The sequence below is a fragment of the Segatella oris genome (genome assembly GCF_900637655.1).
Taxonomy (GTDB): domain Bacteria; phylum Bacteroidota; class Bacteroidia; order Bacteroidales; family Bacteroidaceae; genus Prevotella; species Prevotella oris.
Window position 1 is genome coordinate 2,494,713 of the sequence record NZ_LR134384.1, and the last position, 24,247, is coordinate 2,518,959.

Annotated in this window: 25 protein-coding genes and 3 pseudogenes; 13 read left to right on the forward strand and 15 right to left on the reverse strand. The window is 43.6% G+C overall.

Features of this window, described 5'->3' with window-relative positions:
- Positions 1 to 239 precede the first annotated feature (239 nt).
- Positions 240 to 527 (forward strand): helix-turn-helix domain-containing protein, encoded by a 288-nt coding sequence (locus EL210_RS10390; protein WP_018921220.1) that lies wholly within the window; start codon positions 240 to 242, stop codon positions 525 to 527.
- An 11-nt stretch (positions 528 to 538) separates the two neighbouring features.
- Positions 539 to 853 (forward strand): helix-turn-helix domain-containing protein, encoded by a 315-nt coding sequence (locus EL210_RS10395; RefSeq protein WP_004345453.1) that lies wholly within the window; start codon positions 539 to 541, stop codon positions 851 to 853.
- A 558-nt stretch (positions 854 to 1,411) separates the two neighbouring features.
- Here the strand turns inward: EL210_RS10395 and EL210_RS10410 are convergent.
- Positions 1,412 to 1,813, reverse strand: coding sequence for an imm11 family protein (locus EL210_RS10410; RefSeq protein WP_232000470.1), 402 nt, complete (start codon positions 1,811 to 1,813; stop codon positions 1,412 to 1,414).
- A gap of 425 nt (positions 1,814 to 2,238) precedes the next feature.
- Between EL210_RS10410 and EL210_RS10420 the strand changes: the two genes are divergently transcribed.
- Entirely contained in the window at positions 2,239 to 2,457 is a 219-nt protein-coding gene (locus EL210_RS10420) for a hypothetical protein (RefSeq protein ID WP_018921249.1), read from the forward strand.
- A 24-nt stretch (positions 2,458 to 2,481) separates the two neighbouring features.
- On the forward strand, positions 2,482 to 2,766 hold the full coding sequence (locus tag EL210_RS10425; protein ID WP_018921248.1) for a hypothetical protein: 285 nt from the start codon (positions 2,482 to 2,484) through the stop codon (positions 2,764 to 2,766).
- A 239-nt stretch (positions 2,767 to 3,005) separates the two neighbouring features.
- Here the strand turns inward: EL210_RS10425 and EL210_RS14090 are convergent.
- Positions 3,006 to 3,201 (reverse strand): annotated as a pseudogene (locus EL210_RS14090) (hypothetical protein); the annotation flags it as partial.
- Here EL210_RS14090 and EL210_RS10435 point away from each other — a divergent pair.
- Positions 3,145 to 3,948 carry a hypothetical protein gene (locus tag EL210_RS10435; RefSeq protein ID WP_018921247.1) on the forward strand — a complete coding sequence of 268 codons (804 nt, stop codon included), beginning with the start codon at positions 3,145 to 3,147 and terminating at the stop codon, positions 3,946 to 3,948. The pseudogene EL210_RS14090 and the gene EL210_RS10435 overlap by 57 nt on opposite strands.
- Positions 3,949 to 4,054: 106 nt before the next feature.
- On the opposite strand, the pseudogene EL210_RS10440 reads toward EL210_RS10435, so the two are convergent.
- Positions 4,055 to 4,261, reverse strand: a pseudogene (locus tag EL210_RS10440) (hypothetical protein); the annotation flags it as partial.
- Positions 4,262 to 4,411: 150 nt separating this feature from the next.
- Between EL210_RS10440 and EL210_RS10450 the strand changes: the two are divergent.
- The 3 genes and pseudogenes from EL210_RS10450 to EL210_RS10470 form a co-directional block, all read left to right on the forward strand.
- Positions 4,412 to 4,876: a flavodoxin gene (locus EL210_RS10450; RefSeq protein WP_004345462.1), complete on the forward strand. Its 465-nt coding sequence runs from the start codon at positions 4,412 to 4,414 to the stop codon at positions 4,874 to 4,876.
- A gap of 383 nt (positions 4,877 to 5,259) precedes the next feature.
- On the forward strand, positions 5,260 to 6,162 hold the full coding sequence (locus EL210_RS10460) for a DUF6268 family outer membrane beta-barrel protein (protein WP_044126300.1): 903 nt from the start codon (positions 5,260 to 5,262) through the stop codon (positions 6,160 to 6,162).
- Between the two features lie 99 nt (positions 6,163 to 6,261).
- A pseudogene (locus EL210_RS10470) lies at positions 6,262 to 6,756 on the forward strand (cupin domain-containing protein); the annotation flags it as partial.
- A gap of 209 nt (positions 6,757 to 6,965) precedes the next feature.
- Here EL210_RS10470 and EL210_RS10475 read toward each other — a convergent pair.
- The 8 genes from EL210_RS10475 to EL210_RS10510 all read right to left on the reverse strand — a co-directional run bounded on the left by EL210_RS10475 (position 6,966) and on the right by EL210_RS10510 (position 13,914).
- Positions 6,966 to 7,370, reverse strand: a complete 405-nt coding sequence (locus tag EL210_RS10475; RefSeq protein ID WP_004345466.1) for a hypothetical protein — start codon at positions 7,368 to 7,370, stop codon at positions 6,966 to 6,968.
- Positions 7,367 to 8,674 carry a site-specific integrase gene (locus EL210_RS10480; RefSeq protein ID WP_004345467.1) on the reverse strand — a complete coding sequence of 436 codons (1,308 nt, stop codon included), beginning with the start codon at positions 8,672 to 8,674 and terminating at the stop codon, positions 7,367 to 7,369. Before EL210_RS10480 ends, EL210_RS10475 begins: the two co-directional genes overlap by 4 nt.
- Positions 8,675 to 8,726: 52 nt before the next feature.
- Positions 8,727 to 9,956: a site-specific integrase gene (locus tag EL210_RS10485; RefSeq protein ID WP_004345468.1), complete on the reverse strand. Its 1,230-nt coding sequence runs from the start codon at positions 9,954 to 9,956 to the stop codon at positions 8,727 to 8,729.
- Positions 9,957 to 10,307: 351 nt separating this feature from the next.
- Entirely contained in the window at positions 10,308 to 10,535 is a 228-nt protein-coding gene (locus EL210_RS10490) for a type II toxin-antitoxin system YafQ family toxin (protein WP_018919523.1), read from the reverse strand.
- Complete coding sequence (locus EL210_RS10495) at positions 10,535 to 10,750, reverse strand: hypothetical protein (RefSeq protein WP_018919524.1); 216 nt, start codon at positions 10,748 to 10,750, stop codon at positions 10,535 to 10,537. Before EL210_RS10495 ends, EL210_RS10490 begins: the two co-directional genes overlap by 1 nt.
- Before the next feature lie 187 nt (positions 10,751 to 10,937).
- Entirely contained in the window at positions 10,938 to 12,080 is a 1,143-nt protein-coding gene (locus tag EL210_RS10500) for a cytochrome d ubiquinol oxidase subunit II (RefSeq protein ID WP_018919525.1), read from the reverse strand.
- The gene (locus EL210_RS10505; protein WP_018919526.1) at positions 12,077 to 13,627 is read right to left on the reverse strand and encodes a cytochrome ubiquinol oxidase subunit I; all 1,551 of its coding nucleotides are present in this window, start codon (positions 13,625 to 13,627) and stop codon (positions 12,077 to 12,079) included. The genes EL210_RS10500 and EL210_RS10505 overlap by 4 nt, the downstream gene beginning before the upstream one ends.
- Positions 13,628 to 13,692: 65 nt before the next feature.
- Positions 13,693 to 13,914: a DUF4492 domain-containing protein gene (locus EL210_RS10510; protein ID WP_004371389.1), complete on the reverse strand. Its 222-nt coding sequence runs from the start codon at positions 13,912 to 13,914 to the stop codon at positions 13,693 to 13,695.
- A gap of 182 nt (positions 13,915 to 14,096) precedes the next feature.
- Here EL210_RS10510 and EL210_RS10515 point away from each other — a divergent pair, with 182 nt between their 5' ends.
- Genes EL210_RS10515 through EL210_RS10535 form a run of 5 tightly spaced genes read left to right on the forward strand, consistent with a single transcriptional unit; the run spans position 14,097 to position 19,986 of the window.
- Positions 14,097 to 14,969: a coiled-coil domain-containing protein gene (locus EL210_RS10515; protein WP_018919528.1), complete on the forward strand. Its 873-nt coding sequence runs from the start codon at positions 14,097 to 14,099 to the stop codon at positions 14,967 to 14,969.
- A 20-nt stretch (positions 14,970 to 14,989) separates the two neighbouring features.
- Positions 14,990 to 16,489 (forward strand): TolC family protein, encoded by a 1,500-nt coding sequence (locus tag EL210_RS10520; RefSeq protein ID WP_026285877.1) that lies wholly within the window; start codon positions 14,990 to 14,992, stop codon positions 16,487 to 16,489.
- A 21-nt stretch (positions 16,490 to 16,510) separates the two neighbouring features.
- A complete protein-coding gene (locus EL210_RS10525; RefSeq protein WP_018919530.1) occupies positions 16,511 to 17,494 on the forward strand; it encodes an HlyD family secretion protein in 984 nt (327 codons plus the stop codon).
- Positions 17,495 to 18,664 (forward strand): ABC transporter permease, encoded by a 1,170-nt coding sequence (locus tag EL210_RS10530; protein WP_004371400.1) that lies wholly within the window; start codon positions 17,495 to 17,497, stop codon positions 18,662 to 18,664.
- A complete protein-coding gene (locus EL210_RS10535; protein WP_004371403.1) occupies positions 18,664 to 19,986 on the forward strand; it encodes an ABC transporter permease in 1,323 nt (440 codons plus the stop codon). The genes EL210_RS10530 and EL210_RS10535 overlap by 1 nt, the downstream gene beginning before the upstream one ends.
- 318 nt (positions 19,987 to 20,304) lie before the next feature.
- Here the strand turns inward: EL210_RS10535 and EL210_RS10540 are convergent, their stop codons facing one another.
- The 4 genes from EL210_RS10540 to trmB form a co-directional block, all read right to left on the reverse strand.
- Positions 20,305 to 21,003, reverse strand: a complete 699-nt coding sequence (locus EL210_RS10540; RefSeq protein WP_018919531.1) for a hypothetical protein — start codon at positions 21,001 to 21,003, stop codon at positions 20,305 to 20,307.
- Between the two features lies 1 nt (position 21,004).
- Positions 21,005 to 21,892, reverse strand: coding sequence for a hypothetical protein (locus EL210_RS10545; protein ID WP_018919532.1), 888 nt, complete (start codon positions 21,890 to 21,892; stop codon positions 21,005 to 21,007).
- Between the two features lie 98 nt (positions 21,893 to 21,990).
- Positions 21,991 to 23,097: an Mrp/NBP35 family ATP-binding protein gene (locus tag EL210_RS10550; RefSeq protein ID WP_018919533.1), complete on the reverse strand. Its 1,107-nt coding sequence runs from the start codon at positions 23,095 to 23,097 to the stop codon at positions 21,991 to 21,993.
- A gap of 352 nt (positions 23,098 to 23,449) precedes the next feature.
- Entirely contained in the window at positions 23,450 to 24,220 is a 771-nt protein-coding gene (gene trmB, locus EL210_RS10555; RefSeq protein ID WP_018919534.1) for a tRNA (guanosine(46)-N7)-methyltransferase TrmB, read from the reverse strand.
- Between the last annotated feature and the right edge of the window lie 27 nt (positions 24,221 to 24,247).

Below are 24,247 nucleotides of genomic sequence, written 5' to 3' on the forward strand. Positions count from 1 at the left end.
CTGTACCTGTTTGCTTCAATCAGCACTGTATTGCTTTGACTAAAACAAACGTAGAAAAAAGGAAGATAAGGACCGGAAGAAGAGTAAGAAAGATAACCTCATTTCCTTCTGTTTCCCTATTCTTCCCTGCTGTTCCTTGCCGCTTTGTGGAATGGAAAGAAGCGCATACTTTTGCACGCAGAAACATGCGATGGAAAGCAAATCGCAAAAGGAAAATATAAACAAAACAATATAACGCTATGGGATATTTTATCATTACCGACAAGCAATGGGCAATGCTGAGGGACGAAATTGTCGTTCTTGCCCAGACCTGCCACAAGGCATTTGGAGAATCGAGTAAGCACACTGATTGGCTGCACAACGGAGATGTGTGTCGGTTACTCAACATCAGCAAGCGCACCTTGCAGCATTACCGTGATACGGGCATGCTTCCGTTTACACAAATCGGACACAAGTACTATTACAAGCGTGAAGACGTGGAACGGTTGTTACAGATAAAGTCAGAGAAAACCAAGAACAACAAATAAACAATGAAAAGATGGAAACAGTTAGAGATTTAAGCATGGATGCGGACGAGATGCAGGTGGTGCTGTCCGCTATCCACAGTGTGAACAGGAGAATTAAGGAAGTGGCACAGACGCACAAGCCTCTATTTGGCGGTGAGCATTTCCTAACGGGAAAGGAGGTGTGCGAGCGGCTGTATATAAGCCCTCGCACCTTGCAAGACTATCGAGACAGAAAGATTATTCCCTACACGCAGTTTGCAGGAAAGATTCTCTACAAGGCTTCGGACTTGGAGAGATTACTGGAGGATTGTTATAGGACCTCAATTCCGCAGCATTATTCCTTGTGAGGTACTTTTATATATTGAAGTGACATTTTTGGGATTTATCCATTGATATGGGGATTTTCTGGGGTTCATGGTTCTTGCATAGTCATGAAATCCCCCACCCAAACCAATGGGGAAGTATGAAAAGCCACAAAGAAATGATGTAAATTCCACCGAAAGAAGTGATATTCTCGTTTTTAATTGCTACCTTTGTCATGTCAGTTTTTTGCTTACTTGTTATGTTTGCAGCACCAAGATAGGTGAAATTTCTGACTATATCCAAGTGTTTTGAGAACTTTGTTTCTCAGAAACTTAGAGTTCTTACAAGAATTTATGCTGCGGAATTAAGGTTATAAATCACACAAAATATAATTATAAATAAAAAATTTATAATAACAAATTTATTTTTTATTATTATAAATTTTCTCTTGCTTATTTCAACCCAAACTGAGGGGGGAACAGGATATAACATTTGATTGTAAATTTATCCAGAATTACGTTTAAGATAGGGGTGTTTATCATTCTTTATTTCTCGCATCCCCTAAGTTTTCTATCTTTACAATCTTTTGAGTAACAACTTTATTAAATCTTTTCGTAAATGGTTCTTTCTTTTGGTGTTATGTCTATACTGTTGCTAAACTGTAGTCCTTTTAAACCTGCTTCGAACAACGCTTTCTTTATCTTTTCATTTACAACAATGCTTCTGTGCATCTCTTCGCAACGTACAATGTCTGCATTATCATCGTTAAAGATATTTTCTCTAAGTTTCATGTAATAAAACATATATTCTGGGTTGTTTCGATCGAAATTCATCAGACGAAATTCACTATTTTCCAAATCAACACATTTCATGCGGTGTGGCAAATTCATAGCGTAAAATCCTTCGACCTTTTCTTTGCCACAGAATAAGTCCACATCAAAAAACTGTATGTCTTTCCGAAGATATCTGTCTGTTGCCTGCCATCTTTGTCTTTCAAAGCCCAACTTTGAGAAAACGTCCATAATATGATAAATTCCACCGAAAGAAGTGATATTCTCGTTTTTAATTGCTACCTTTGTCATGTCAGTTTTTTGCTTACTTGTTATGTTTGCAGCACCAAGATAGGTGAAAATTCTGACATATCCAAGTGTTTTAAGAACTTTGTTTCTCAGACACTTGGAGTTCTCACAAGAATTTATGCTGCGGAATTAAGGTGATAGTAAGAAAATGGAATACTAACTAAACATGGCACGGTTTTTGTAGATGTATAAGCAACACAGAAGTCTCTGAACTTTTGTTTCAAATTTGGCTCATCTACTAAGCCAACAAGTCCGTGAGAGAGGATATGTAGACAGGCTTTTATAGACTTCTTCCCCTGTAACCTGAAGATAAGAGATATTTTTCTTTATAGCAAACAAAAAGAGCAATTATGACATCCTTAGATTTAAGAAACATTGCTTCTGCTGGTGGAAACCTTGTTGTCAATGCGGATAAGTTCACTTCGTTGGATTTAAGAAACATTGCTTCAAGTGGAGTTGGCACTAATTGCAAACTCACCATTAAAAAAGCAGGAAAACTTACTGGATTAGACTGTAGAAATATTGCATCTGCTAATCCGGGAAATGTGACATTTGATTTTAGCGAATAAATCCCAAACCTATTGGGAGTAGGAATGGGATTTATTCAAGTGTATAACAGCAACCTGAAACATGTTGCCACTAAAGACAGAAAGGAGGTATTTACGAGTCCTTATGCTAATTTGAGAGGTAACTCTCCAGTCGTTGGCTATGAGATTGAGGCTACACGTATAACCGTGTGGTTTAAAGGTGGCAAACCATATTCTTATAGCTACAACAAAGCAGGCAGAGAAAACGTGGAAGAAATGAAACGTCTTGCCAAGAACGGTGCAGGGTTAAGTGCATATATTACGCGTAACGTCCGTTTTCTTTACGATTAAACTAACTGCTTTTTAGGATATGACGTCCTGACAGAGTTACCACTTTGTCAGGACTAATTTTATGTCATAATGTCCTTTCTGTAAAACAGCACAAATATAATAACTCCTATAATATATCCTCAATTCCGCAGCATTATTCCTTGTGAGGTACTTTTATATATTGAAGTGACATTTTGGGGATTTATCCATTGATATGGGGATTTTCTGGGGTTCTTGGTTCTTGCATAGTCATGAAATCCCCCACCCAAACCAATGGAGAAGTATGAAAAACCACAAAAAATACTTCCATAACAGAATGCTTTGCCGCTACTTCCACGTTTACCAAATACAGATTCGGTAAGTTTTTTCAAAGCCCAACTTTGAGAAAACGTCCATAATATGAAAAACTCCATCGAAAGAAATGATATTCTCGTTTTTAATTGCTACCTTTGTCATGTCAGTTTTTTGCTTACTTGTTATGTTTGCAGCACCAAGATAGGTGAAATTTCTGACATATCCAAGTGTTTTGAGAACTTTGTTTCTCAGACACTTGGAGTTCTCACAAGAATTTATACTGCGGAATTAAGGATGAAAGTGTTTTTACTTCTTTTATTATTATATTTTCCTCTTAACAGTAAAGTAGCGGAAGATCATCAGGTGGATGTTACCTTATCGTATGAATCTGGGTATATTTCCAAGAGTCTATATATAAATGGAAAGAAAGAAGCTGTCTATAAAAGCAAGAAAAAGAAACCTATAAGGCTCTCAAAAGTCGAGAAAGATATGCAAAATATCTTTTTCGAACAATTAAAATACTTGGAATCGTGGGGGGTGATTATAAAATATCCAGAGGTTATTTTCGAAGACCTTTGTATTATCTCTGATATATTATCCAATTATGATAAGTCGGAAATTCAATCTTTTATTCAAACAAAAGGCGATTGTAAAACAATTAATATATTAAAAATCAACAAATATTACACATATATTAATGCAAGAGTCGATTATGTTTTAACGCTCACAATAGTTATAGAAAAAGGTTTACTTAAAGAGTTCCGATATGAATACATGCCAGATTTTTCTGACGAGACCGTTATTTACAGATGTCAGTACAAATATGATAATTATGGTAGAATTATATATATAACAACTTTGGGGAAAGAAAAAAATGAGATTAGAATAACATATGCGAGTTTAAGATAATCCTTAATTCCGCAGCATTTTTTCTTGTGAGAAAATTTTATATGTTGAGATGTCTTTTTGGGGCTCTATATGTTGATATGAGGTGCTTCGGTGTTTCTTGGGTCTTTTCTAAGCATAAAAGACCCAAACCAATGGGGAAGTATGAAAAACCACAAAAAATACTTCCATAACAGAATGCTTTGCCGCTACTTCCACGTTTACCCAATACAGATTCGGTAAGTTTTTCAAAGCTCAACTTTGAGAAAACATCCATAATATGATAAATTCCACCGAAAGAAGTGATATTCTCGTTTTTAGTTGCTACCTTTGTCATGTCAGATTTTTGCTTACTTGTTATGTTTGCAGCACCAAGATAGGTGAAATCTCTGACATATCCAAGTATTTTGAGAACTTTGTTTCTCAGGCACTTGGAGTTCTCACAAGAATTTATGCTGCGGAATTAAGGTTATAAATAAATATAGAAGTGAATACACCTCCCCTAATCGCTTATTATTCATACTCCGGAATAACAAAGGCACTGGCAGAAGACATTGCCTTGATTACCGATGGAGAGCTATTGGAGCTTATTCCACAGAAGCCATATTCTTTTTCCTACAATACTGCGGTGAAAGAAATCAGACAGGAGATAGAACGAGAATATTGCCCTCCTTTATCTAACTGTTTCGATAGCGTTGCAGTCTACGATACCATCTTCATCGGTTCACCTAACTGGCTAAAAACCTTTGCGCCGCCTATACGCTCTTTCTTGAGAAGTGTAGATCTGACCGGAAAAACAATAATCCCTTTCTGTACACATGGAGGAGGAGGATTCGGACATATGGTAGAAGACCTTCAACACGAGTGTAGCAACTGCCTGCTAAAAGAAGGTATTGCCCTAAAAGGCAACTATGATTTTGAAGAAGTGCAGAAATGGATTATAAGTCTTTAAACAAAACTCGGCATATGCTTCCTCAATTCCGCAGCATTATTCCTTGTGAGGTACTTTTATATATTGAAGTGACATTTTTGGGATTTATCCATTGATATGGGGATTTTCTGGGGTTCTTGGTTCTTGCATAATCATGAAATCCCCCACCCAAACCAATGGGGAAGTATGAAAAGCCACAAAGAAATGATGTAAATTCCACCGAAAGAAGTGATATTCTCGTTTTTAATTGCTACCTTTGTCATGTCAGATTTTTGCTTACTTGTTATGTTTGCAGCACCAAGATAGGTGAAATTTCTGACATATCCAAGTGTTTTGAGGACTTTGTTTCTCAGGCACTTGGAGTTCTCACAAAAATTTATGCTGCGGAATTAAGGAATACCAAGATGAAAAAAATATTGCTTTTAGAATTAATGATGGCTGCCTGCACGGGCTTAAATGCCCAAATCATGTTCAAAACCGAATATTTCGGAGAATCGGATTATCGAATGACAGAAGGCGATACGGACAGGAAAGTGGGAAACAGCAAAGGTTCGGCGGTTGTTTATCAGGGCGGTGTCAATATTCCGCTGTCGATGAAACTCGATGAAAACAAACGCCCTACCATGTGGGCACTCAGTGTGGGAGGAGCATATGTAAGGCTCGATAACAAAGGTTTCACGGAGCCTTTGGTCATCGACGAGATAATGAACCTCGGCCTGAGCCTGAATCATTTAAGGCCTTTGAATGACAGATGGTCGATGCTCGCCACCGTCGGAGGCGGCATTTATATGCCGAGCACTAAGCTTTCCAAAATCAGGTTCAAGAACGTTTTGGGCAGTGTGGGAGTGGTTTTCATCTATCATCTGAAACCGAATCTTGAATTGGGCGGGGGGATTGTTTTGAATAACTCCTTCGGCTATCCGATGCTGTTCCCCGCCTTTTACCTGAACTGGGCGACGGCTGGAAAATATACCGTAAAAATCTCGATGATGGACGGTGTGGAAATGTCGGCGGGATATAATGCGAACAGGCATTTAAGTCTGAACATCGTGGCGGAAATGAAGGGACAAATGGCGCTGATGGTGCAGGACGGAAAAGACAAAATCTTCTCCCACCAATACATTATCGCTGGCTTCCGCCCCGAAATAAAACTCGGCAAACGCATCTCTATTCCCCTCACGGCCGGCATTCATGTCATACGCCCTGCGGAAATCACTGACAGGAGCTTAAAGAGTATGTTTCGGGACAGGTCATGCTATTTCCAAGTATCTCCTTATGCTTCTGCCGGTTTGAATATCGAATTTTAGCCGATGATAAGAAGTTGCCTTTCTATGCAATTATATCTGTGTGCTAGCGATTGAAGCGTGTCCCATCATCTTGGCGATACTCTCAATAGGAATTCCCGCACTCACGCCGCTTTCTATGTAGGCTGGCCTAAGGCATGGGCGGTGTTCAACATGGCCAAGGAGGTGTGGACTTCAGACATACAGACCAAAGAAGAATTTCAGGCAAGCACACCCTATCCCATTGGCGAGCCTAACACGGGCTATGCCAAATACTTCATAGGGCTGAGTTATCTCGCTCCGATGGAGGCTGACAAGGGGGGCGTGGTAAATGTAACGTTTGAACCCCGTTGCCGCAACAACTGGCACATTCATCACAAAGCCGTTCAGGTGCTCATCTGCGTTGCCGGCCGTGGCTGGTACCAAGAGTGGGGCAAGACACCTGTAGAGCTTTGCCCCGGTGTTGTCATTGCCATCCCTGCCGAAACCAAACACTGGCACGGAGCCGCCAGAGACAGTTGGATGCAGCACCTGACTTACAATACTCACGTTGAGGATAGCTCATCGAACGAATGGTTGGAACCTGTCACTGATGACATCTACGACAAACTCAAATAAGGCATTGCTTTCCCTATAGAAAGTTCATTTCGCGAGTTATTAGCCTACAATCATGCATTTTGAACTGACTAATGTAGAATGTCGTCAAGAAGTAGTGATTTCTATCCGCCGCCTCTGACTACATCCTAATCCTTTCTCTTTCACCGTATTACCCCTTATTGTAGTAATGTAGTAGGATAATATCGGTGAAAGAAAAAGATAGGAATAAATCAATGGTGTGTACCTCCAGACAGGAATATCGGTGTTATGGAAGTTGCGGGTTGCTGTACCTTATGGCAGACATACTTTCTGAACAAATGAGCTTCCATGCTGTCCAGCAGAAAGGCGAGGGCGATGATTGCCGGGAGCGGATAAAGCGGTGCATAACCTGTCAATTCATTATCTCTGACCATTGCCTTCTCACCTGCACACATTTCATCAAGGTGCAGGTTGGAAGATTTCTGTATCACTTGTAGCTTGCCGTTAAGTTTCTTCCATGTCACACCGAAAAACCTCGCAAGTTCTCCCTCCGTCATGGCTATCTCGCTGCCTCCCTTGCGGATTACCTGCATATTGCCGCTCCAATCAAGGCGACTACGCTCCATGCCAGTCTTTGGTCTGTTTGTTGTATTCATGCCGTTTCCTCCTTCTTATATGCTAATATGTTCAAGGGTTCATTTCCCACCAGCTCTTTGTTTTTCTTTTCCTTTGAGGAAAGTTTGGCGATGAGCCTGTCCATGTCTTCCGAAATCTTGCAGTCCGTCACCTGTGCATAAATCTGCGTGCTTGATATGGAAGCATGCCCCATCATCTTGGCTATGCTTTCGATGGGTATTCCTGCACTAAGGCTCATCGTGCCGAAAGTGTGTCGTGCCATGTGGAAGGAAAGCCTTTGGCTGATACCGCAAGCCTTGCCCACAATGCATAGTTTGGCACTCATCACACTACGGGTGCAGTCAGGGTGAAAGACAAAGTCCCCGTCTTTTTCTTTCATCGTCTGCTCGTCCTGTCCTGTTGTTAAGTCGTTGTGATTTGCTTTCCTGCAATGGCTGATGATAGTTTCCGCTATTGGGTGCAGCGGTACGACAAACTCCACCTTGGTCTTCTGTCGCTCCTTGCGGATATACTTCTGTCCGTCCGCTGCGGTTTGGATATGCTTGTATTGCAGGGTTTCCATATCCGCAATAGCCAGTCCCGTGAAACAGGAGAAAATGAACATCAGCCTTGCCTGTTCCGCCTCGCTGTCATTCATCCTCATAGCCATGAGCCTTGCCACGTCGTATTTTTGTAAGTATCGTATATTCTTATCCTCTTTCTCATACTTGGCATTCTCAAAGGGATTACAGCGTATGATGTTCTGACTGACCGCACGGTACATCAGCCGACTCAGCCAGCAGAGATAGTTGTTGATGGTCGTTCCTTTCAGTCCACGCTTTTTGAGGTAGAAACGGTATTCCTCAAACAAGTCCTCCGTGATTGCCCCAATAAGGATGTCCTGCACTCCTTTGTCTTTGACAAACTCATGGAGATTCCTGTCTGCATGAGATAGGTTCAGGTACGTTCCCTCTGTCCTTGACCTGCCTACGCTCTCCCTGACCATTTGCAGTTCCGCCCTGCTCATGGCAAGGAGGGTTGTCGGATGGGTGGCTATGTCCTGCAAGCGGTTCTTGATGAGTTCCACGCTTACCACTCCGTCCCTTACGAGAATATCCCGATAGGTCTTTTCCACAAGTTCCCTGAACTCATGGAGCCTTTGGTTGGTCTTTCTATCGGTTGTCAAGCCCTGCCTGGCATTCCACTCGGAGGGATTGCATTCCTCGCCTGTGGTAATGGCGGTACTCTTCCCGTCTATGGTGATACGGCAGAGGATGACTGTCCGTCCGTCTGCCTTTGTCTTCTGTCTGTTGATATAGAACAGTATCTTGAATGTACTTCTCATTGTCTTGATGTTTTGAAAGAAAGGATAATAAATAAAATAATTGTGATAAGGATTAGATAGCCAGCTGCATGTCTTCGGTGAAAGAAAGGAAACGTTCAAATTCCTCAAAGAGTTTCTGGGGTGTTACCTTTGCGTAGCGTTCCGTCATGCTTATGTTGGAATGTCCCAGCATCTTGCTCACCGTCTCTATGGGTACTCCCTGTTCAAGCGTGATGAGCGTGGCAAAGGTGTGTCTTGCGGTATGCGTGGTAAAGGGAAAGGATATGCCTGCACGCAGCCTAAGGGCTTTCAGGCAACTCTGATAGTTCTTGTACTTGATGAAAGGAAGCAGCGTTTCCCTTTCATCGCTGTGAAACCTCTCTATCAGCCGTATGGCTTCGGGCAGTAGCTTGACGCGACAGAGAACTCCTGTCTTCTGACGGTTGAACTTCAGCCAGAGGCTGCCCTCGTCATCACGGACAAGATGGGACTTGCTCAGTTCCATCAGGTCGCAATAGGCTGCACCGACATAACAGGCAAAAAGGAAAATGTCCCTTGCCGTTTCCATTTCCTCCTCCAAGTCCTCGAAGCGGAGGACCTTCAACTTGTCCAAAGCTTCCCTGTCAAGAGCTTTTGGCAGTTTGTTGTCTCCCTTTGATATTTTCGCCTTGTCAAAAAGGAGCGTGTCTGCCAACCCCTCACGGTATGCCAGCCTGCATACCGTTTTCAAGAAGGTGGCGGCATTATAGAACGTACATTCCTGAAAGCCACACTCACCCACAAAGTACTGTCTGAAATCGTAGATAAACTGCTCCGTGAGTTGTGAGAAAGCCAAGTCCGATACCTTGTACTTCCTTTGTATAAATCTCTGCAAATGGATTCGGGTGGAATGGTAGCCGTGTATGGCTCCTTCCTTGATGTCTATGCCAACATGACTTTTCTTCTCCTTGATGAGCATGTCCAGCCTTTCAGTGAGCATGCAGCGTGCCTGTACGCTGCCTTGAAACAGCCCCTTCACATCGGTTGCGTCAAATGGGCAACCTTTGGATAGCAGAGACTGATAGGCAACCTGAATGGAAACAAGCAAGTTCTCCAGCCTGCCGTTCACCTCCACCGCCTCATGGCTCTTGCCGTCCATTCTACTTTCACGGGGATTCCACAAATCGGGGTTACAGGACAGCTTGCAGCTGAACTGCGCAATGGAACGACCGATAGTAATGCGCCCCATAATCGGAGCCTTACCCGACTTGTCCAGACCGCTCTTTTTGAGGTAGAGCAGCACCTTCATTTTCTCTGTTTTCATACGCCTTAATTTTTATGGGCAAAGTTACCCGAATTAAAGCGTTCTTCACTTATGCAGAAAACTGCCGACCGAAGCAACAGCCACACGGGGCGAAAATAATTCAGTTACCTGACATTGTCCCGTCGTTACCTATGGCAAAATAGGGTAACGGTTTAGTAACTGAACTTTTGCCTGAATCTGCATATTGCTGCCCTTTGCGAACAGGGCAATTTTATGCAAATCGTTCCGTTTCGTGCTCATTGTCAGTCAGTTTGCACCAACTTCGATTTTTCTTCATTTTCAAGGATTAGTTGCATTCCGAAATGACATAGATTATCCTGTAATGTGACGCAGATTGCAAACTAATTCCCATCAGAATGCATTTTCAAATTTTGGTGGATACAGGAAACTTTGAAATGAAAATACTAACAAAGAAAGATTGTTACCGTGGAGTATATGAGACTTGAAACAGGTTGACACTTTACCTTTGGCTACCAATTCATTGACAACTTCTTTGAGTTTATCCATCGGCAGTCCACGCTTCTTGCATCGTTTGAGGTCTTTTTCAAACTGATGTGTGGTCAAGAGTTTATATGGCATCAGATACCCAACTTAGCAAACATATCATCTGCATTGACATACTCATTGATACGTCCATGCTCCTTATCATCAAGCGCCTGCTCATAAGCAGTTTTCTCAACTGTCGTTTTATGTATCGTCCACCCCATACGCTTTACAAGCGATTTCAATAAAGATATATCAGCCTTGGGTATCTCTAAGGAAAAAGTGTCCATTGTAGTGCTATTCGTATTCATTACCTATTCTCCTGTATATTGGTTCATATTGCAAATATAACCTTTTGCTTTGAGATTTGCAAGGGAACGAAAGAAAAATCACCAAATGACGCTTTATCTATCCTTTCCCCACAAAGAAAACTGCAGACCACTATTCACAGTGGCCTGCAGTCAGAGTTAAAACAAAGGTCGGAGTTATAAAAATTCTTTAATATGCTTCGTCATTTTCAATTTCTGCACGGTTGATTTTCTTTCCATCAATGGCACGCCATGCATAGAAGATATAGGCAAACACAAACGGTATCAACAATGAAACCACCGACATTGTAGTAAGCGTGAACTCGCTGCTACAGCTGTTCATGATGGTCAGGCTGCTCTGCAGATCAGCATTCGACGGATAGTAAGCCGTGTTGTTCCAGCCTGCAAAAAGCAGTAATCCTATGACAACAAGGATAACTCCGACACCTGCAGGCCAGATGCCACGCGTGTAGGCAGCCTTCAACACCGTACGTCCCACAGCAAAAAGCAGCAGCACAACACCTGCAAGGAATACGAGGGTGACATACCACATGTCTATGAGATTATGGAGATATTTCATCGGTTCCATGAAGATGACGCCTGTTTCGGGATGATAAGCAAAGCCATCTTTCAACAGCGTGCGCACTAAGAATGAAAGGAAGAGCACGAGGAATGGCACCACATTATAAATCAAATGACGGCGTGACCGCTCATTGACTGCTTTGTCATCCACATTGTTAATAATATAGAACAACCCGAGAACGCGTGCCAGAAACATAACAGCCAGGCCGAAGATAAGGTTCCATGGATCGAGCAAAGCATCAAGACCATTGCTTGCATTGGCCCAACGACTGATGACAGGTTGCATGGAGTCTGTGATGTTCATCTTGTCGATAAGAAAGTTACTTCCATTGAAGAAAGTTGCAACAGCACCGCCCACGAGCAGCGGGCCTACAATGCCATTGATGACAAGAAACCACTGGAAGGTGCGTGTTCCGAGCAAATTCCCGAGTTTATTCTGAAACTCATAGCTCACGGCCTGCAACACGAAAGTGAACAGAATAACCATCCAGAGCCAATAAGCACCACCGAAACTGGTACTGTAGAAAAGTGGAAACGAGGCGAAAAAAGCACCGCCAAAGGTAACAAGCGTGGTGAAGGTAAACTCCCATTTACGCCCAGTGGAGTTGACAACAAGGCGACGTTCTTCCGGTGTATGCCCCAAACTGAATATCAAAGAGTTGGCTCCCTGCACGAACATCAGAAACACTAAGAGTCCGCCTAAAACAGAAACCAGCAACCACCAATAGTGCTGTAAGAATGTATATGTCATACTGCCGGGGCCTCCATCCCCTTCTTGATTTGTTTGAAAAGAATATTGATTTCAACCGCAAGCATGGTTGTAAAGAGCGCAAGGAACAGGAAGAAAGTAATCATGACACTGCCTGCATTGAGGTCGCTAACAGCAACCCAGGTAGGCAACATATCCTGGATAGTCCATGGCTGACGGCCCATTTCTGCAACAACCCAGCCTGCTTCACTGGCAACATAAGCCAAAGGAACGAGCACGATAGCTGAGATATGAAGCCAACGCCAACGCTTTTCAGAGATATCTTTGCGCCAACTGACATGGCCGGATATCAGGAAGAAGAGAATAAAGAGGATGCCTAACCCCACCATAACACGGAATGACCAGAAGTTAAGTGGTATATTCGGCACAATCTGGTCAGCAGACTTTACATAACCATAACCGAAGTATTTGATATTGTCTGTCAAGGTTTTGCGTGTTGCCTCATCCTTTTTACCTGCGCGATACTGCTGCAGAGCCGTAATAGCCATGCGTCCGCGCTGCATCTTTTCAGCCACAGAAGGCTCCTTGGTACCGTCTTCCTTCACGTAACCATCAATGAGATTGTTGATGCCCGGCACATAACCATCGAAGTCGTGTGTAGCCAAAACAGAGAGTGCCTTGGGCATACCTATTTTATAAGGTGGCTCGTCAACATTGCGGTAATCAGGCTGACCACCAAACGGGACACCGGCTACAAGCGACAGACTCTGTGTCTTTCCACCATTATAGAGCGCTTCCATTGCAGCGAGTTTCATAGGCTGAACCTGTGCCACTTGATATGCAGAATTATCGCCGGTCAACGCTGCCAAGAGTGATGCACAAAGACCTACGATCGTACCAATCTTCATACTCTTGACTGCCAATTGCTTCTCGCGGCCTTTCAGCAGGTACCAACTGCTGACGCCAACCACAAAGATGGCACCGATAATCCATGAAGAAGTAACGGTGTGGAAAAACTTATCTACAGCAAAAGGTGACAGTGCGACATCAAAGAAAGAATTCATTTCAAAACGCATGGTATCGGGATTAAAGGTCTGACCGACAGGGTACTGCATCCACGCATTGGCTACCAATATCCACCAAGCTGATATGGTTGCACCGAGTCCGGTGAGCCATGTTGAAGCCAAATGAAAGCCGGCCGAGACCTTCTTCCAACCGAAAAACATCACTGCGACGAATGTACTTTCCATGAAGAAAGCAAGGATACCCTCAACGGCAAGAGGTGCTCCGAAGATGTCTCCGACGAACCATGAGTAGTTACTCCAGTTGGTTCCAAACTCGAATTCAAGAATAATACCTGTCGCCACACCCATGGCAAAGTTGATTCCGAAAAGCTTCTGCCAGAACATGGAAGCTTCTTTCCAGAACTGTTTCCGTGTGCGATAATAACAGGTTTCAACGATTCCCATAATCAATGCGAGGCCAAGTGTCAACGGTACAAACAGCCAATGATAAATGGCTGTAAGTGCAAATTGCGCCCGTGACCAATCAATTGTAGCCGCACTGACATCTAAAAGTTGATGCATCATAATGTTGTTTTTTTGATTATTATTAAAACTTAGTTGAAATACGAAGGTTAAAATTAAGGTGTTATTCAAGGCAAACGACGCTCTAACTGCGAATTGACAAACCCTGCCTTATCGCCGTTTTTTACTCTTGTCCCAATGAAATCAGGAAAGAAAAACAACTTCAGAACGGCAAAAATAACAAACAACTTGACAAGGATAATCAGCCACAGCGTCTTACCCAGTGTCATCTGTTTGAAGCCGTCATAATAAAGATAAAACGCTTTCTTGACAAACTTCATTATACTCATTTAGTCCTCTTACATTAGAAAATCGGTTGTAAAATTAAGAAAATATTTTGAATATTGTCCGTTTTCTCGGTAAAAATGCAAAAAAACACAACGGAATTCTCTTGATCAATCAAAATATTTTGATAATTAAGATAAATTCGGTAAATTTGCGAGGATAATTAACAGAAGATGCAATATAATATATGAATAAGAAGACTTTGATTTCTGTAATTGTTGTAGGCCTGCTGCTTGTAGGAGGAATAATCTATCTCTCAATCACGCTCAGCAATCAGAAGAAAGAGAATAAAGCCATGCAGGAACTGGCCGAGCTTGACAAGAAGGAAATGGAAAACGAATATCAGCAGTTCGCCAATCAATATAGTGAGATGAAAACTCAAATCACCAATGATTCTATTGTGGCGCAACTGACTGCGGAACAGGAGCGCACACAGCGACTGTTGGATGAGTTGCGCCATGTCAAGAGCACTGATGCAGCGGAGATTGCCCGCTTGAAAAAAGAGTTGGCTACGGTCAGGAAAGTACTGCGAAGCTATGTTATAGAGATAGATTCACTCAATCGATTAAATCAGAACCTGACAGCTGAAAACACTCAGATCAAGGGACAATATGCAGAAGCCACACGCCAGATAGAAGGCTTGAACAGCGAAAAAGCATCCTTGTCAGAGAAAGTTGCCATTGCTGCCCAGCTTGATGCAACTGATATTTCACTGCAAGGAAAGAACAAACATGGCAAGACAACGACTAAAATTTCAAAATGTACGGCGTTGCAACTTAACTTCACTATAAGCAAAAACGTGACGGCAGGAAACGGCACAAAGACCATTTATGTGCGCATCACCTCACCTTCAGGTACTTTGCTTAGTGGTGGAGGTTCATTCCAATATGAGAACAAGACGTTGGCAAGTACCATGCAGAAGACCATTGAATATGGTGGACAGGAGACACCGGTCACACTGTTCTGGACTGTGAACCAAGCACTGTTGGAAGGCACCTACAATGTCAGTATCTTTACCGATGGCAACATGATCGGCTCGCGAAGCTTCTCTTTCAAATAAAAACTCTATAGTCATAAGAGATGAAGAAAATACTTTCCATATTCATGCTTTGTGGCGTTATGCTGCCCATCGAGGCTCAGAATGTGTTGAGTCTTGACAGTTGTCGTGCACTTGCTTTGCGCAACAACAAGCAGATAAACGTTTCCAAGCTGAAACAGGAGGTGGCACTGAACATCCGCAAGGCTGCCAGAACGAAGTATCTGCCCAAGGTAGATGCAGCGGGAGGCTACCAGTATTTCAGTGAAACTATCTCCTTGTTGAGCAAAGATCAGAAGAGTGCGCTCAACAATTTAGGCACCAATTTCACTACTGCGGCAGGCGGAAGTCTCAGCGGAATGATTACCGGATTAGTGCAACAAGGGGTGATAACGCCCGCAGTTGCCCAACGGATCAATAGCATGGTGAGTCAGATCAGCACACCGATTGCCAAGACCGGAAACGAAATAGGCAGCTCTATCACCAAGTCATTAGAGACCAACACCCATCACATTTGGGGTGGAGCTGTCATGCTTCGTCAGCCTATCTACATGGGTGGAGCTATCACTGCACTCAACAACATTGCACAAATCAACGAACAGTTGACAGCCAATGACACTGATGCAAAGACACAGGCAACCCTCTACAGCATAGACCAGGCCTACTGGTTAGTGGTTTCTCTGAAGCAGAAAAAGGCCTTGGCCGACAGTTATCTCGGGCTGGTGAAGAAGCTTGACAGTGATGTTCACAAAATGATTAAGCAGGGAATTGCCACGCGTGCAGCCGGTCTGAAGGTAGATGTGAAAGTGAATGAGGCCGAAATGCAAGTGACCCAGGTTGAAGACGGACTTGCATTGGCCAAGATGTTGCTGTGCCAGCTTTGCGGACTCCCCATGGATCAAGATATCACTTTGGCCGATGAAGACCGCAAACAGCTGAATGTCAACCTTAATGAACAATCAGCTACCGTTGCAGATAAGGCCTCGGCCAATACCAATCGCCCGGAACTGCGCATGCTTCAGAATGCGGTCGACATCAGCGAACAAGCCACGAAACTTGTCCGTGCGACCTATCTTCCACATGTTCTGTTGACGGGTGGCTACCTTGTCAGCAATCCCAACCTCTTCAACAGCTTTGAACGCAAGCTGGCAGGCACATGGAACGTTGGCGTCATCGTACAGGTTCCTGTGTGGAATTGGTTTGAAGGTGCCTACAAAGTGCGTGCTTCAAAAGCAGCCACAAGCATGGCCCAGATGGAACTTGCCGATGCTCAAGAGAAGATTGGCTTACAGATAACACAGAGCCAGTTCAAAGTGAAGGAAGCTCACAAACGACTCTTGATGGCTCGTAAAAACATCAAGAGCGCCGAAGAAAACCTGCGTTGTGCCAATGTCGGTTTCAAGGAAGGTGTCATGGAAACAACTGATGTCATGGCGGCACAAACGGCATGGCAACAGGCACAGAGCCAGCAGATTGATGCCGAAGTAGAAGTAAAATTAGCTCAGGTAAACCTACAAAAGGCCCTCGGTGTATTGAATTATTAATATTGAAAATAAAGAAATATCATGTCAGCAAAATCACAACATAACAACATTCTACTTGCAATCATCGGCTTTGTCCTCGTTGTTGTCATTGTAGGTCTTATCGGTTTCCTCACACTTGGCAGGGAAGACGACACCATTCAAGGCGAAGTTGAAGTTTCTGAATACCGCATCTCATGCAAACTTCCGGGCCGAGTTGTCGACCTTCGGGTCAAAGAAGGCGACTACGTTCATGTAGGAGACACATTGGCAATCCTTGAAATTCCTGAGATTGATGCACAGAAGAAGGTAGCTCAGGCAGCTGGTGCAGCCACCCAAGCACTGCAGGATCTCACCGATGCCGGTGCCAGAAAGGAACAAATCCAGGGAGCATTTGAACTCGTTCAGCAGGCAAAAGCTGCTGCTGAAATTACGAAGAAAACCTATAACCGCATGCAGAACCTCTATAATGAAGGTGTCATCAGCGGTCAGAAACGCGATGAAGCTTTCGCGGCGTTCAAGGCATCTGAAGCACAGGTAAAAGCTGCTCAAAGTCAGTATGAAATGGCAAAGAATGGCGCAAGGTCACAGGAAAAGCGCATTGCAGCAAGTAATGCACAAGCAGCAAAGAGCGCTGTTGACGTGGTGAGTTCACTGTTGAAAGAAACTGTTCAGGTATCCCAGGTTGAAGGAGAAGTGAGCGATGTCTACCCCAAAGTAGGCGAACTCGTGGGACTTGGCTCACCAATCATGAGCATTTCCATTTTGAGCGACCAGTGGGGTGCATTCAACATCCGCGAAGACCAGCTTAAAGGGATGAAGATTGGCGACACGTTCAATGTTTTTGTTCCGGCCTTCAACAAAACCATCCGCATGAAAGTCTACTATATCAAAGACCAGGGAAGCTATGCTGTCTGGAAAGCAACAAAGACCACGGGGCAATATGATCTCAAGACATTTGAGGTGAAAGCACGCCCCATTGACAAGTTGGAAGGCCTGCGCCCAGGTATGAGTTTGATTAAGAAATAAATGCACACACTCCGACAGATATATCAGATTGCCCTCCGCGAATGTGGCATCATCATCAAGAACCCTATCTACTGGTTCTGCATGGTGGTGTTTCCCATTGCTGTCATCTACTTTTTCACCTCACTGATGCAAAGCGGTGTGCCAACCGATATGCCTGTAGGCGTGGTAGACTTAGACAATACTGCAACTACACGGGCTATGGTTCGGCGGCTTGATGCTTTCCAAACCACGAAGGTTGTAGCTTCTTATGACAATGTGAACGAAGCACGGCGGGCCATTCAGGAAAATCAGATTTATGCCTTTCTTTATATTCCACGCGGTACAACAAGCGGCCTGATGACTTCCAATCAGCCCAAGGTTTCATTCTATTACAGCAATGTAACTCTCGTAGCTGGTTCCATGCTCTATCGTGATTTGAAAACCATTTGTACGCTTGGTTCAGCTGCTGTGGGACAACAGAAGCTTAGTGCATACGGAAAGACAGACCGTGAAATCCGCACATTCCTACAGCCCATAGCCATTGATCTGCACATGATTGGCAACCCATGGGCCAACTATAACGTTTATCTTACCACGGCCATGGTGCCCGGACTGCTCATGTTGTTTGTATTCCTCCTTACACCTTATTCTATAGGAACAGAGTTGAAGTTCAAGCGTTCAAAGGAATGGATGGCCTTGGCCGGCAACAAAACATGGATTGCCCTGACCGGAAAGATGCTGCCTCAGCTGATGATTTTCCTTGCAATCTTCTATGCCTTTGAGTTCTATATCTATTATGTCTTAGGCTTTCCACACCCCGGAGGCATTCTCACTATGCTTCTTTTGGGCTTTCTTGCCATTGCCTCTGCACAGGGATTCGGCATCTTTACGTTCGGACTGATGCCCAGTCTGCGCATGTCGATGAGTGTCTGTTCGCTTTGGTCAGTAGTGAGCTTCTCTACCAGTGGCGCCACCTACCCAGCTTTTGCAATGAACCCATTCATTGAAGGCGTTGCCCAACTCTTTCCATTGCGCCATTATTACATGATTTATCAAATCAACATCTTCAACGGTTATCCGCTCATGGATGCGTGGTTCAATATTGCGGCACTTGTGCTCTTCAGCCTGTTGCCCATCTTCACCATGTGGAACATCAAGCGTTCCATGCTCTTATATGTTTATATACCCTAATGGAAGACGGATTATTTTCAAAGATACGCAATGGCATCAAGGATATGTGCTATATCTGGGCCAAGGAGATGCGCTCCACCATCACTGATGAAGGCGTGCTGATATTCTTCATCCTTGTCCCTCTCCTCTATCCTTTGCTCTATTCATGGATATACAACAATGAGGTTGTCCGCGATGTTCCTGTGGCGATTGTAGACCAGAGTCACAGCCAAATAAGTCGTGAATTCATCCGTAGTTTCGATGCCGGTTCTGATGTGAAAGCAGCCTACTACTGCAACAGTATAGAGGAAGCGAAAGACCTTATTGGCAAGCAAGTGGTTCACGGACTACTCTATTTCCCGGATGATTTCGCCCATAAACTTTACCGAGGTGAGCAAGCCCATGTGGGCGTCTACTGCGATATGAGCCTCATGCTCACTTATAAGGCTATCTATCAAACTGCATTGGCCGTAGCCTCTGACATCAATGCCAACATTCAGGTGAGCCAGTCGAGAAACTTTACAACCCGAGATGAAGAGATAACCACCAAGCCACTTGACTTCGAGGAAGTGCCCATATTCAATGCAACAGGTGGCTACGGCAATGCCATACTCCCCGGAGTGCTCATTCTTATCCTGCAACAAACCCTGCTGCTCGGCATCGGACTGTCGGCCGGGACAGCCCGTGAGAACAACCGATATCAAGAACTTATCCCAATCAGTAAACATTACGTGGGCATCTTTCGCATCGTGCTTGGAAAGTCAATGTGCTATTTCATGATCTATGCAGTCATGGCAGCCTATCTCACACTTTGCGTGCCCCGCTTCTTCCATTTCACGGCATTAGCAAGTGCAACCGATCTCATCGGGCTGATGATACCGTTCCTCTTGGCCGTTATTTTCTTTGGAATGGCACTTTCTTGTATTGTCAGATACCGTGAGAATGTGATGCTCCTTGTGGTCTTCACCTCTATTCCTTTATTATTCATGACAGGTATTTCGTGGCCACAACCGAACATGCCGGGAATTTGGCAGTCCATAGCTCAGATATTCCCTTCCACTTTCGGTGTGCGTGGCTTCTTGCGCATCAGCAGCATGGGAGGTACGCTTGATGACATCGAACCCGAGTTCATTGCACTATGGCTTCAAGCCGTTATCTATTTCTTTATCACCTGTGCTGTCTATCGCTATCAGATTAATCGCACGCGCAGACAAGCCTATGAGCGCATGGCTATGCTGAAAGCTAAGGCTGCAACAGCCAAGGAAAACAGAATGCTTAAAGCTGCCAAGAAAACTACTCCGACCGCAACCGAAGGAAAAGAAATGAGCCCTACGGACGAATAACAACAGAAATCACATCTGCGAACGCATTAAAAATAAAAATAAGATGACAGCGTTCGCTTAGTGATTAAAGAATAATTATAGCCATAAGTGTACTGTTTCTATGTCTGTTTTGTTCCAAGTGAAAAAGTTTATCATACGCCCTTGCAACATAGGATATACCATGCTGATTATCAACATGTTCCATATGGTTTCCCAACTTGCGTCAAATCAGCACGTAAAGTGACTCAAGTTACACGCTGATATGATGCAGATTACAGCCTCATATGACGCAAATCAGAAACACATCTGATATGCCTTGTTGCATCACAGGACAGTACATCAACTTTCTTCTGCCCTGATACACATTATTCTATAATACGACAGAGCCAAAGCCAAGACTGACATACTGATAAGGAAGAGGGCAACAGGCAGAGAGAATTCATACCTGCCATCATACCACCACACAGCTCTCGGCAACAAAACATACAGAATGAAATAGACAAGGCACAGGAGTCCACAGCCTATCAAAAACGTGAAGCGTGAGAAATAGGTAGACACAAGGAAGAAAAAAGACGTAAAAAAGAAGAAAAGTGGCAATACATAGCCGCCCGGAATATAGTCAAAATCCACTTGCCAAGGCATGGGTTGAGCTCCAGGAGTAGCGATAACAGCGTCTATGACATAGGCACATATCAAGAAAAACAAGAATGGGAAAACCACGAAGAAAGCCCAGCGAATGGTCCATTCGCGGGGAATATTCACATGACATTCGTTTAACTGCTCCGAAGTACTCATCCCCCAAGAGGCAAAGATGCAACAGACAAGAAATACAAGTGGATAGATTACCTCTATCACACTGCACATAGGGACATGTCCCGTCGGTGAACCCATACCACGAAATGCTGCCAAGAAACCATCAAACAGCACCATCAAGATTAAGAAAATGACTGTTGTGTAAAGTGCTTTCTTTTTAAATGATGCCCATAAAGCACTCATATAAGCGGATGTATTTGGGCTGAAAACAGGATGTTCTTCCATATTATTTCTTTTTATTCATAAGTTTTACCATGGGAATAGAGTCTGTTCCATAGGTAATATCACCATATTTCTTTTCCTTGACTTCTATGGTTCTATAAGCTTCTTCATTGAAAATAGAGAGGTTTCCCTTACCCGTAACTAATAAATGTCCTACCTTACAATTATCATCCATATATGTAAAGTCATAACCTAATTCTATCTTCATGTTCTTGATATGAGCCTCTCCCATGTTCAATCTGTCCGAAATCCAGGCACACCAAAAGTCATCTATCTGCGTTTTTCCCAAGAAAGAAAAACATCCTCTTTCCTGGTTTGTATAATATAACGACGGGAGATTGACATGGTACAAATAGAAGTAACAATCCGGACTGTCGTTACGAATAGCCTCAAAATTACTCATCACCGTCATATAAATGAATATATCCCGATTGTTATATTCACGATTTCTCTTCTCCTTTTCTGTGATTTCTGCTTTATCGTCATATGGATCAGCCAACACACGGACGTCAAAATCGGAATATTTATGAACGAGACGATGTTTCATCCAACTATCAATGGTCTTCCCTTTCGGCGTTGCCGCACACCGCAAAACGGTAGCCGTGCGCACCATTCGGATAAGGTCTTTAGGATAAGTGACACGGCATTTTCGAGGGTCGTTTGTCGTTCGTATGATGATATTTATATTTGCATCAGGCATGTCGTAGAGCCAGAAGCCCTCTACTCCACGTATGCCACGAGTTTCGAAACTGTCCACACTGACCTCCTCCTTCTGGGCTTCCAAGTAGCTATAAGGAGGCTCTCCCTGCGGCGCATGAAACCCAATCACAAGCAGGCCTGCCGTGAACAGAATAAAAAGGGCTATGCCCAAAATGTATGAAATCCTTTTCATCGTATTTATTTTTCAGTTCATGCAATCTTGAAAGTGAGTCATAAAAGCAAAAGGGCATAAGCTGCTTGAAAGCAGACTGTGCCCTTATTACTGTATCTCTATTCGTTTTTCACATCGACAATCTGTGTCGGAGCCTGTTCTTTGTTACGCCGGTTGACCACGGTAACGACCGCTTGTGCCAAACCAAGAAAGGCTTGTCCCATAACAGTATCCACCTTTGTAGCAGCCGGTTCGCCATTATCGCTACTCTCACAGATGCTTTGCACAATTGGTATCTGTGCCAACAGAGGTATGTTTTTCTCCTTGGCGAGATTGCGTGCACCGTCTTTTCCAAAGATATAATACTTGTTTTCCGGCAGTTCTGCAGGTGTGAAATAGGCCATATTCTCAACCAAACCGAGAATGGGAACATTCACTTTGTCGTTCTCATACATGTCAATCCCTTTCTTAGCATCAGCCAAAGCAACCTTCTGAGGCGTGCTGACAATGACCGCTCCTGTAATGGCAAGCGTTTGAAGCAGCGTCAGATGAATATCACTTGTACCGGGAGGTGTGTCGAGAATAAAATAGTCGAGCTCTCCCCAATCCGCATCAGCAATGAGTTGTTTCAAGGCAGAAGTTGCCATGCCTCCACGCCAAAGTGTCGCGGTATCAGGATTGACAAAGAAACCGATACTCAACAGTTTGACCCCATACTTCTCTACAGGAGCGATGAGTTGACGGCCTTCTTTATCCACAGCATAAGGCCTGACGTCCTCAACTCCAAACATCTTGGGCATTGACGGGCCGAAGATATCCGTGTCAAGCAAGCCTACCTTATAGCCCAATCGGGCCAAGGCAATCGCTAAGTTGGCTGAAACCGTGCTCTTTCCAACGCCACCCTTGCCCGAACTTACAGCGATAATATTCTTCACTTGGGGCAATAACTTCCCCACTTCCGGCCGTGGAGCCGATTTAAATTCAGTTTCAATCGTCACCTCAATATCCTTACTGACATGATAATGAATAGCAGCTTCGGCTGCTTTTACAGTCGACTTGAGGAACGGATCAGTCTCACGAGGGAATATAAGCGTTACTTTCACGCTCATACCACTAATATGTATGTCGTCCATGACAACCATCTCACTCTCCACAAGGTTCTTTTTCGTACCGGGATAGATAACAGTTGCCAATGCATCGGTAATCAATTTCGGATATAATGTCATTTCCTGTTTATTTAAATTAAAATCTTCTTGTGTTTGCTACAATTACTAACTACAAAAGTAATAATATTTTTTTATTTCAAAGAATGAAACCCCATAAAAAGCGAAAACGCATGGTCATCCGACTATGCGTTCTCTATTTACTCAACTTTTAAGATTTAGTATACCTAAACTCTCACGAGCTATAGTATACACGACTAATTAAACAAAACTTTCTCCCAACGGAGATAAGCATATCTTCAGTAGGCCTTTCGGCCCTTACTTCCTTGGTATTAAGCCGTCACCTGATGCAGATGAGACATTAGATTACAAAAGTAAAACAAATATTTGAATACTACAAATAATTTAGTTTTTTTTATTTACTGACTTTTAAGCTACTCCGTTTCGGGCGATGATAGCTGCGATAATCATCCAAAGGGATATCAACTTCGGGCTCAACAAGTTCACCCTGCTGTGGAAGAAGGAATTTCATATAACGGATATTGAGTCCTCTCTCAATCCACATGCTTTCATAATAGGTCTGAATAGACAATATCTTATGTGTTTCTTCATCTAACCCTTCCGTGTGATAAAGGTCTTCTGTCGAGAAAACCACAGGCAACTTATTCTCCTTCACCATGCAAGTGGTATAGGTAAAGAGGAAGTTTGAGTCGGTTTTCAGATGCACAATACCACCGTCAACAAGGAACTTACGATAGCGATTGAGGAAGAATGTGCTCGTCAGACGCTTGTGAGCATTCTTCATCTGAGGGTCACTGAAAGTAAGCCATATCTCTTGAACCTCACTTTCTGCAAAGAAACGGTCGATAATTTCGATATTCGTGCGCAGGAAAGCCACATTCTTCAATCCCGCTTCTAAGGCCTGTTTTGCTCCTGTCCACATACGAGCACCCTTGATATCAACGCCGATAAAGTTCATTTCTGGATAGAGACGCGCCAGCTCTACCGTATATTCTCCTTTGCCACAACCCAATTCCAACACGACAGGATGATTGTTTTTGAAATATTGCTCACGCCAATGTCCTTTCATTTCAAACGGGACATTGTCGACAACTGAAAACGGATACTGGAAGACATTGCTGAATGTCTCCATCTCGGCAAACTTGGCTAACTTTCCTTTTCCCATAGAATGAATTTATTGCAAAGGTACAAG

Coding starts and splice junctions, on each gene's coding strand:
- EL210_RS10390 (WP_018921220.1), top strand. CDS start 240: ATGGGATATTTTATCATTACCGACAAGCAATGGGCAATGCTGAGGGAC.
- EL210_RS10395 (WP_004345453.1), top strand. CDS start 539: ATGGAAACAGTTAGAGATTTAAGCATGGATGCGGACGAGATGCAGGTG.
- EL210_RS10420 (WP_018921249.1), top strand. CDS start 2,239: ATGACATCCTTAGATTTAAGAAACATTGCTTCTGCTGGTGGAAACCTT.
- EL210_RS10425 (WP_018921248.1), top strand. CDS start 2,482: ATGGGATTTATTCAAGTGTATAACAGCAACCTGAAACATGTTGCCACT.
- EL210_RS10435 (WP_018921247.1), top strand. CDS start 3,145: ATGAAAAACTCCATCGAAAGAAATGATATTCTCGTTTTTAATTGCTAC.
- EL210_RS10460 (WP_044126300.1), top strand. CDS start 5,260: ATGAAAAAAATATTGCTTTTAGAATTAATGATGGCTGCCTGCACGGGC.
- EL210_RS10475 (WP_004345466.1), bottom strand. CDS start 7,370: ATGAATACAACAAACAGACCAAAGACTGGCATGGAGCGTAGTCGCCTT.
- EL210_RS10480 (WP_004345467.1), bottom strand. CDS start 8,674: ATGAGAAGTACATTCAAGATACTGTTCTATATCAACAGACAGAAGACA.
- EL210_RS10485 (WP_004345468.1), bottom strand. CDS start 9,956: ATGAAAACAGAGAAAATGAAGGTGCTGCTCTACCTCAAAAAGAGCGGT.
- EL210_RS10490 (WP_018919523.1), bottom strand. CDS start 10,535: ATGCCATATAAACTCTTGACCACACATCAGTTTGAAAAAGACCTCAAA.
- EL210_RS10495 (WP_018919524.1), bottom strand. CDS start 10,750: ATGAATACGAATAGCACTACAATGGACACTTTTTCCTTAGAGATACCC.
- EL210_RS10500 (WP_018919525.1), bottom strand. CDS start 12,080: ATGACATATACATTCTTACAGCACTATTGGTGGTTGCTGGTTTCTGTT.
- EL210_RS10505 (WP_018919526.1), bottom strand. CDS start 13,627: ATGATGCATCAACTTTTAGATGTCAGTGCGGCTACAATTGATTGGTCA.
- EL210_RS10510 (WP_004371389.1), bottom strand. CDS start 13,914: ATGAGTATAATGAAGTTTGTCAAGAAAGCGTTTTATCTTTATTATGAC.
- EL210_RS10515 (WP_018919528.1), top strand. CDS start 14,097: ATGAATAAGAAGACTTTGATTTCTGTAATTGTTGTAGGCCTGCTGCTT.
- EL210_RS10520 (WP_026285877.1), top strand. CDS start 14,990: ATGAAGAAAATACTTTCCATATTCATGCTTTGTGGCGTTATGCTGCCC.
- EL210_RS10525 (WP_018919530.1), top strand. CDS start 16,511: ATGTCAGCAAAATCACAACATAACAACATTCTACTTGCAATCATCGGC.
- EL210_RS10530 (WP_004371400.1), top strand. CDS start 17,495: ATGCACACACTCCGACAGATATATCAGATTGCCCTCCGCGAATGTGGC.
- EL210_RS10535 (WP_004371403.1), top strand. CDS start 18,664: ATGGAAGACGGATTATTTTCAAAGATACGCAATGGCATCAAGGATATG.
- EL210_RS10540 (WP_018919531.1), bottom strand. CDS start 21,003: ATGGAAGAACATCCTGTTTTCAGCCCAAATACATCCGCTTATATGAGT.
- EL210_RS10545 (WP_018919532.1), bottom strand. CDS start 21,892: ATGAAAAGGATTTCATACATTTTGGGCATAGCCCTTTTTATTCTGTTC.
- EL210_RS10550 (WP_018919533.1), bottom strand. CDS start 23,097: ATGACATTATATCCGAAATTGATTACCGATGCATTGGCAACTGTTATC.
- trmB (WP_018919534.1), bottom strand. CDS start 24,220: ATGGGAAAAGGAAAGTTAGCCAAGTTTGCCGAGATGGAGACATTCAGC.